This is a genomic window from Vibrio sp. 1180_3 (genome assembly GCF_029478545.1).
Classification (GTDB): domain Bacteria; phylum Pseudomonadota; class Gammaproteobacteria; order Enterobacterales; family Vibrionaceae; genus Vibrio; species Vibrio aestuarianus.
In genome coordinates this window covers 1-8,330 of record NZ_SJFM01000058.1, presented here as the reverse complement: position 1 = coordinate 8,330, position 8,330 = coordinate 1, and the positions used below count along the sequence as shown (strand labels likewise).

Annotated in this window: 6 protein-coding genes and 3 pseudogenes; 3 read left to right on the top strand and 6 right to left on the bottom strand. The window is 40.8% G+C overall.

The window, feature by feature from the left end; translation table 11 throughout:
* Positions 1 to 118 (top strand): annotated as a pseudogene (locus tag EYW48_RS19840) (IS630 family transposase); the annotation flags it as partial.
* Here EYW48_RS19840 and EYW48_RS19835 read toward each other — a convergent pair.
* From EYW48_RS19835 to EYW48_RS19810, 5 genes and pseudogenes are all read right to left on the bottom strand, one after another.
* The gene (locus EYW48_RS19835) at positions 110 to 1,648 is read right to left on the bottom strand and encodes a TrkA C-terminal domain-containing protein (protein WP_277432917.1); all 1,539 of its coding nucleotides are present in this window, start codon (positions 1,646 to 1,648) and stop codon (positions 110 to 112) included. The pseudogene EYW48_RS19840 and the gene EYW48_RS19835 sit on opposite strands and share 9 nt — an antisense overlap.
* Before the next feature lie 558 nt (positions 1,649 to 2,206).
* Positions 2,207 to 2,815, bottom strand: a complete 609-nt coding sequence (locus EYW48_RS19830) for a hypothetical protein (protein WP_277432916.1) — start codon at positions 2,813 to 2,815, stop codon at positions 2,207 to 2,209.
* 835 nt (positions 2,816 to 3,650) lie between these two features.
* The gene (locus EYW48_RS19825) at positions 3,651 to 3,902 is read right to left on the bottom strand and encodes a hypothetical protein (RefSeq protein WP_277432915.1); all 252 of its coding nucleotides are present in this window, start codon (positions 3,900 to 3,902) and stop codon (positions 3,651 to 3,653) included.
* 186 nt (positions 3,903 to 4,088) lie between these two features.
* Positions 4,089 to 4,520 (bottom strand): annotated as a pseudogene (locus tag EYW48_RS22030) (GNAT family N-acetyltransferase).
* A 215-nt stretch (positions 4,521 to 4,735) separates the two neighbouring features.
* On the bottom strand, positions 4,736 to 6,304 hold the full coding sequence (locus EYW48_RS19810) for an ATP-binding cassette domain-containing protein (RefSeq protein WP_274700290.1): 1,569 nt from the start codon (positions 6,302 to 6,304) through the stop codon (positions 4,736 to 4,738).
* A gap of 434 nt (positions 6,305 to 6,738) precedes the next feature.
* Between EYW48_RS19810 and EYW48_RS19805 the strand changes: the two genes are divergently transcribed.
* Positions 6,739 to 6,978 (top strand): hypothetical protein, encoded by a 240-nt coding sequence (locus EYW48_RS19805; protein ID WP_053309224.1) that lies wholly within the window; start codon positions 6,739 to 6,741, stop codon positions 6,976 to 6,978.
* 86 nt (positions 6,979 to 7,064) lie between these two features.
* Complete coding sequence (locus EYW48_RS19800) at positions 7,065 to 7,655, top strand: hypothetical protein (RefSeq protein WP_277432913.1); 591 nt, start codon at positions 7,065 to 7,067, stop codon at positions 7,653 to 7,655.
* 68 nt (positions 7,656 to 7,723) lie between these two features.
* Here the strand turns inward: EYW48_RS19800 and EYW48_RS19795 are convergent.
* A pseudogene (locus tag EYW48_RS19795) lies at positions 7,724 to 8,330 on the bottom strand (transposase); the annotation flags it as partial.

The window sequence follows — 8,330 nt, the reverse complement described above, 5'->3', positions numbered from 1 at the left end:
GGACTTCAAGGCGGCAATAGACCAATTTTTTTCTGTGACTCTTCCAGAGATCGCAGGCTCTTTGACATCTCGAATTAATGATCATTTTCAGGTTCTCAAGCCTGCATCTTCAAGTTGATTCGGTATAAATAACAATAAAAAACTGCACTAATATAATTTTCAGTATGGTACCCACGCCAGGAAAAATCATCGCATAGCAGATTTCTGGCCGCCCTGTCGGCGCAAGTTGATTACCATACGCAAGGATAGCAGGGTTGCCAGTTGCACCGGATGCGATTCCTAGCAACTCATCAAATTTAATTTTGAAGATGAAATGTCCTATCAAGATAACGACCAACACGACGACTGCGAGCTCAACGATCCCCGCGATAAAAATGCTCAGCCCTGCACCTGCGATGTTGTTCACAAATGGCGCGCCTGAAGAGATGCCAACGCTAGCCAAGAACAGTGTTAGACCAAAATTGCGCAGTAGGGTATTCGCAACTATCGGCATACTCCAATTTAACGGACCAAGGCGCCCGACATAGCCAAGCACCAATGACATAATCAATACGCCACCAGCTATTCCGAATTTAACCTCTCCCACACCCGGTATAGGGAACGGGATTAAGCCAATCATTGCTCCAACAGCAATGCCTAACCCCATGGCCACAAAACTGTATTGAAATTCAGCATTGATGGAATCACCAAACAGCTTTCTTATCTGCTCTTTTTTACTTGATTCAACTAAAATGCCTAGCTGGTCACCATACTCAAGCTCCAAGTCAGGTTTGGCAAGTAGATCGGTATCGCCTCGTCGAACTTGAATAATTTCTACCGAGATATGTTTTGGTAATGCAATATCGCGCAATTTCCTGCCAATTAATTGCTCTTTTGAGACAAATACCCGCTCATAGTCGAGGTTGTGTCTATCTTCGGAGACGTTGCCAGTGTCGGCTGCTTGTAGCATAGCAATATGTTCAGGGTAACCTGTGACCAAGAACGTGTCGTTGACATCAATCTGTAGATCATTCTCTGGAATCAGGTTGACGTTGTTGCGCCTGATCGCGAGCAGGTTCACTTCATCGGGTAATTTATGCATCACATTACCAACCGTTAGCCCAGTGAAGTTCCGCGTTTTTGCATCCAGTTCACCGATGGCCAGCCTCTTAGCCGCAGGAACGTCGATATTAGGTTTAAACATGCGTAATGCTAAGTAAAAAAATATCATCGGGCCGAACACACCAAAGGGATAGGCAATCGCATAGGCAACAGCAGGATCGTTATTACCCGAAGCATCAATCGCAGCCTGTAAGCTGGCAGTACTGGTCAACGAACCAGCAAACATACCTGCAGCAAAATCTGTTGAAAAATGCATGGTTTGGCTAAGCAAAACGGCAGTTCCAAAACCGGCCAACACAGCGATAGCCGCTAACAGATTGGCTTTGATACCGAATGAACTTGCTAACCCAGAAAAAAAGTGCCGACCGTATTGAATACCGATACCGTAGAGAAACAGCACCAGCCCCATCAAACCCAACAAACCAGGCGGGGTCGCATTCGGTGCAATAGCGCCGAAAGCTAAGCCCACAAAAAGTACGGCGCCAATACCAAGAGAAAAGCCACCAACATTAATTTTCCCGACGGCGTAGCCGATGCCAATGACCAAAAAGAGCGTGATAAATGGCTGAGAGTCTAAAAATACGCAATATTTTCAATCATTTTAATTAATGACCCTTATTCCGTTAAATTGGTTGACACTATAGTAGTGTAATAACTCAGCTTTTTGTAAGAGTTTTTAAGCCAGTTTTGCTTTTAACGCAACAAGCTTTGGAATTAAGACTAAATGTTTGGTCTAGTAGTTTTACTTTGATGAGATAGGACGTCCCATCTTTCTTATGTACTGATAGATGGGGGTATTGTAACTTTGCAAATTTAGCAAAAGGCAAAACATGACCCCGTTAGTTTTTCAAATGCAACTCTCTATCGTGAGTTAGGCTATTTACTTGAAATCCAATTGTTCAGATTAGGGTTAAGAAAGAGAATTACGAAAATGCTCCGAAATGAGCTATCAGGGCATTCTATGTAACGGCCTAGTTGTTTGGCAACTTTGGCGGCACTAATCCCTTACTTTCTGAGATTGAAATCATATATCTTTCAATCTCAGTGAGGTGAGTATATGGAATGGGTGAAATTATCACCAAAGAGTAAACATCGACATCATCGCTCATTCCATAGGTTTGGATTGATTGGCTTTAATCTCTTTCGCCAACTGCAAGGTATTGGCTGGCATTTGAAAGTGTCGATCATGCTTTAATTTCTCACGACTTCCGTTATACCCTGCAATTAAAACATCGGCTGCAAATCTAGAACAATTATTCGTTATAGGATTAAACCTGAAGGCACATATATTCGATGAAATATGTTTAGCTATTTTTTCTATATCTAGAGCTGGTTCTGAAAATAATACAAGGTTGTTATCATCAACTCCATCCTTCCACTGGTCCATATCCAAATTAATAACTTTACGTACCCATTCTCGATTAACCTTGTTTCTATATCGAGGGAGATTTCCATACATTGATACATAAATAAATTGGTCATCAGTATAACGAATTACCACTGCACTATGTTTAGACTTACCAAAGCTGATAAGTGCTACACGATGGTTTCCTTCACATAGTCGATCTATTATACGATCTGCGGAAGTCGAAGTGACAATAGAAGAATGTCTATTCTTGATTTGGGCCGAAAACCAGCATCTTATTCCACGAAAACACTTCTGCTTCTTTATGTTAACGCTGGTATTAGCAATCTTTCTAACTTTTATAGCCATATAATTCGGATTCGGACATGATGTACCAGTACTGAATATTTCCTGAGCTATATTAAATCTCGACCTCGACGGTAACGACATACATGACTTTCTATCTGTTGTTATCACTTAATGAACTACATAATTAAACGATTTCAATATTCAAATGGCAAAACAGCCACTCATACCTCTGGCCACATTCCTTGCAATGTAATTTTCTTTTCATTGGAAAGCACTGACCACCCGCTTGCCCGTTCTGCGTTATCGTTTCTCACTCGCTCGACTGGAAAAACCGCTGTTATTTCTGGGGAAGAATTAGTAGATTCGGTAAGTGTAGCTGTTGTAAGTGTAGATATAGTCGTTAGCATATTTAGCACCACCTTTTCGATATTCAATTCATCGTAAGTCAGACCTGTACTACAACCCTAGGTAAGGTAATCGTGCCATTATCGACATAAAATCAATAAATTGCACAGGATATGGTGGAATAAACTCTGATTTTGAGACACGGTAAGACAAAATAAATAAACTTCATGGTAACCCTGTAATCATTGAAGATGCTTGAATTTATAATAAATCCTAATTAAGCAATGGCTTACATAACTAACATTTCCCCTAATACTACCAAGGCAAAATAATAAAAACCGATATACAACAGAATGGGAAAGTGCAAGCCACCACATTTAGCAGTGTCATATTTTAATAAATGAGGATGAGCGATTTGTTGCGCTAGACAGTATGAATAGCGTCAGATTTTTCAAATTCAATAAAAAGCCTGTATTTGTTCTTCGCTGTGAACATCTTCTGAAAGTTACAAAAGCGGCCACAATTGTTTTTGTGGCCGCTTTTGGACACGCTAGTGAGTGGTGCGACTCGGTCCATTACGCACTAAATCTTGACCAGTTTGGAACACATCTTCTGTCACCCAACGTGATAGTAATAATTGATGTTTATCATCCAATACTGCAATAAAACGACGACCATCCTTGTTACTTGTTGCCAAAGCTAACCCCGCCACATTGGTTAAACCCAAACCACCACTTTCTACAGCAATGATAAAGGCTTCTAGATCTGCTAGGTTGGTGATGATGTCTGTTTCATTGTTCATGTTGCTATTCTCTGTAGAGCTAAATTGATAATGCGGGAATGTTGCGATATTTACTTAGCTAATGCAACTTTCTATTGTGAATCACTACTACCAATAAACTCCTAAATAACATCCGCAAACTCGCTTACAGATATCGTCTACGTTTATTAACATAAAGCATTTCGAACACAAGAATAAAAACAGTACCTAACTATTAGACAAAGACTTTCTTAGGCCAATTCTACTGTAACCCCTAGGAAAATCATCGAAACGAGTAAATTCCTCAAATCCTAGACGCTGATAAAACACAGGAGCCTGCCAACTCTGAGTCCATAGCCATAAGCCTGATAATTCTTTCAGCTTTGCGTACTCTTCCGCTTTCCCCATAAGCTGCTTCCCTATACCTGTACCACGATAATTTTCGTCAACCTAAAGCTCATCAATGTACAGCCAGTCCCATAACAAATCGACGGTTAGCGCCGCTATGAGCTTTCCATTATCGTCTTGAATAGTCCAATTCAAACGTTCCTTGTTATAAGAAGGCGCTGCATTTATTTGGCTATGGGACTCAAACCCAGCCTTCAATTCGCCTTGTTTCTGTGCTTCAAGAGCACCAGTAATGAAATCAATTTTCAGCATTTCCTATCCCAACTATTAATCTATTTCTAATAGTAAACAGTGTGTAAGCGGCGTTACTAAAACATACTCTTTTAGCCAAGAATTATGGCATGTAATTGCTATTATAAAAAATAGTTCAGAGATGCCGTCACTAAACAAGTTTAAGAATACTGGCCAATAATAAATAAAGGCGAGTTAGACAATCGGCTCTAGCTCGCCAATTCACATTCACTAGCTCATAATCCAATTTGCCGTGTAATTCCTGATCCGTTAGCAAACTCCTGATCATGACTGACAAGAATAAAGCCACCACGATAACCATTCAGAGCTTGAGCGAGCATTATCTTCGAGTCAAGATCAAGGTGGTTATCTGGTTCATCGAGTAATAACAACGGTTGAGTCCGCTGGTGGCTAACGATCAACATCGCCAGTTTCATCTTCTCTCCACCACTGAGCATACTGCCCATCTTAAAGACACTATCACGACGAAAGCCGATACCTGCCAGTAGCGTCCTCGCATCGCTCTCTTTCATTCCCTCACATTGCTGTATCAAGTTGTCCAATATGGATAGGTTGGAACAAATTACACCAAAATGCTGGTCAAGATAGTACAGAGGTGTATTGAGTTGTAATTCCCCCTGTTGGAGCAACCGTTTTCCAAGTATAGTTTTCAACAAGGTTGATTTGCCGCTACCATTTTTACCCACTAGATGCACTTTGTCGGTCGCATAAACTTGTAAGGTAATTGGTAACGCACTACCAAAAGGTAATACCCCTTCGAATATGGAAATTACTTTACGAGAGCGGCTTTGGCTATCTGCCAGATACAACTTCTGACTCTTCAGTTGATCTTTTCTCGACTTAAGAGCCTGCTCTTTTTCTTCTAAATGCACTTGTCGAAGTTGCTCATTCTTATTACGACTCGAAGCACGTGCCGTCGCTTTATCTTTCTTGCCATCAAGTAGAAGCTTGGACTGACTGCCCTCTTTACGTAACTTGTTACCTTGAGCTGCTCTTTGCTCAGCTTTTTCTCGATTGCGCTGCGCTTGTTCTTCCAGCTGCTTTTTCTGCTTATCGACATTAGCTAGCTGACGCTCAACCGCTTGTAACTCGGTTCGTTTAGTCTCAGCATAAGAAGCATAGTTACCACCGAAAACTTGTAAACCAAGGCTGGATAATTCCCAAACTTCTTCGACTTCACACAGCAATTCACGGTCGTGGCTGATGACTAAAATCGCCCCTTCAAAAGCACGCATAGATTGAATCAACCACTGCTTAGCATCGGTATCGAGGTGGTTGGAAGGCTCATCCAGAATAAGCAGCTCAACATCACTTTCAAACAGTTGCCAAAGCTGTAATCGAGCCAATTGCCCGCCACTGAGTTTCGCACAAGGAAAATCTAGATCTAATGGTAACCCCATATCACAGAGTTGCTGAGTTAGTCGCATGGCGAGATCCCACTCTTCCTCAACCAATTCGAACCAATGTTCTGAACAATCCCCCGATTCAATACGCTTTAGCGCTTCAATTACATCGTCTTTACCTAGGAACTGCACAATAGAAAGTTCAGCGGAAAGTAAATGCGAAGGTTGTTGACGGTAGACAGCCACTGATCGTGACAAAGTAACGGTGCCACCAGATGGCGTTTGCTCGCCGCTTAAAATCGAAACGAACACCGATTTACCCACACCGTTGCGTCCGACCACACCAACACGGCGCTTGGTCATTGAGCATGACAGTTGCTGAAATAGCATATCGCCATTATCAAATTGATGGCTGATATTATAAGCCTGTAAGACTGGCATAATTTGCCTCCTGTTTGACAGGGACAACAACCGTAGCTAGAGATAATTCAAAGATGAGTTCAAAGCCAGCACTCACACTAAACGTGCAATTCCAAAAAAAGAATAAGTGATAACCAAGAAATATCGGAAAGTGAGCTACGCCTACTAACCCTGTATATCCAAAAAAATAAAATGAGAAATGGATGACAGGTTTAGTTATTCATATTGGCGTAATCTCCCAGAGAAATGATGGCGTAATATTAACCAGTCAACTGAGCTAGAGTCAAGTAACAGAATCCTATACGTTGCGAAGACTGCTACGCTACTTTGATTATCGGCCTATAAAATAAGGTATTTTCTTACAGGATTTATCGATAAAGTTTATCTATGCTCAGCGCGATCGAACTTTCTCTTATTTTGATATGGTCAACTTTAGGTGTCCGAAGGAGTGCAAAATGAACAGTGACCAAAGAATAGAAAGCCACATAGCTTGGTATTACCGCAGTGGCTTCGTGATGACGCTGATTTTTGTTATCGGACCTCTAGCATTGCCTCTCGTCTGGCTCTCTCCCATAGTCCCTCGATTGACCAAAGGCATAGTAACACTGGCGATGGTAACGCTGAGTATTTTATCATACCAAGCATGGCTTGATGTTGAACCCATGGTCACAGAGCTAATGAAGTCGATAAGATGATATCTTTCATTAAGCAGTAGAAGGGCCACCTAGCCACACACATTTCTAAAACAGCAGTTATAACGATGAAGGTAACTAGGGTATTTATGTCTAATTTATCATTAATCAGAACTCACTCTTTACCATCTTTACCCCTCGACCACACCATGAATCATAAGCATTCTCTCGCCGTAAAAGGCATAACTAACACTGGCATGAGGAAACTACCACTTCACCGACAAAGTTCAGTCCATAAGCAGCGCGGAAATGAGAAGCTTTTTGAAAATAAAAGACCTGAAAATCTTACAGGCGGCAAGAATGAGTTGGACAATTTAGAAAAGGCTCTTAAAACCACACAAGCATTCATCGTTTCTAAGCCTTCGGATTTAAGCGTAATACACAATAAATCGATTAATAAATTTGTATTTCATTCAATCTTTGGATTTGGAATAAGCCATTCAGATTCACCTGAATTAAAACAAAAAATAACGCATGCTGCATTAGCCAAACACTTATTCGGAACAGCCAAATTTGTAACTAGTGCTGGGATAATAAAAAAGGATAAAGATAACTGTTATGTCATCGATAATGATTCAGGCCATTACGCTCCAGATGCTACATCTTTAATCAAGGTTAAATTTTTTCTTGAAAGTTTAGGCTGCCCTGTAAAGCTGTCCTGTAAAATTGGTGAAAGGTAGGTAAAGACGGATATACATCAACAGCGGATGATAAAATTTAGTTCAATTAAACTGTAAGTGAAGCGTGTTTACACTAAGATTGAGGATGTCTCTGGGACAGAGATTTGTTTAATCTTCAATTTAAAATATTCAGTATCTCTTATCCCTCTGGCTCTTTTCCTCAACATACCAATCGATACATTTCCAGCTTCAATTGCGGCACTGGTTAAATGGTAAGTTGCGTAGTTACAGATCCCTTTTTATGTCGCTGAAGTGTCCCAACAAAGCTTTGTAAACTCAGTATTCCTGACTGCATTGCCAGGTGGCACCATTGCTCAAGCTTATGTTCCATTTCTAGGTAGTTCGTGCTGTTCCAGATTTGTTGAAGCTGTTCCTTCATCATGTAGATAAAACAAAGGTGTTTGTTGGATTCTAGCAACTCATCGAGCTTATCTGATTGTGAAGAAGACAGTTTTCCTGCGTTCTTTAGTAGTAAAAACAGAGAGCCTTTTATCAGTTTTTTGTCTTTGTGATTTTCGGCTTTTTTAAATTCAAATGAACGCTCTTTCCGTATTATCTTGCTATATAGCTGCATGACATGAAAACGGTCAAAGACGATATCTGCATTGGGTAGATGCTCTGTGACCGCTTTTATGTAGGAATCGCCCATATCCATAGCTACAGCTTTAATTTGTT

What these genes read in the sequence shown, in the direction of transcription:
- EYW48_RS19830 (WP_277432916.1), bottom strand. Translation starts at nt 2,815, where the DNA reads ATGGCTATAAAAGTTAGAAAGATTGCTAATACCAGCGTTAACATAAAG.
- EYW48_RS19825 (WP_277432915.1), bottom strand. Translation starts at nt 3,902, where the DNA reads ATGAACAATGAAACAGACATCATCACCAACCTAGCAGATCTAGAAGCC.
- EYW48_RS19810 (WP_274700290.1), bottom strand. Translation starts at nt 6,304, where the DNA reads ATGCCAGTCTTACAGGCTTATAATATCAGCCATCAATTTGATAATGGC.
- EYW48_RS19805 (WP_053309224.1), top strand. Translation starts at nt 6,739, where the DNA reads ATGAACAGTGACCAAAGAATAGAAAGCCACATAGCTTGGTATTACCGC.
- EYW48_RS19800 (WP_277432913.1), top strand. Translation starts at nt 7,065, where the DNA reads ATGTCTAATTTATCATTAATCAGAACTCACTCTTTACCATCTTTACCC.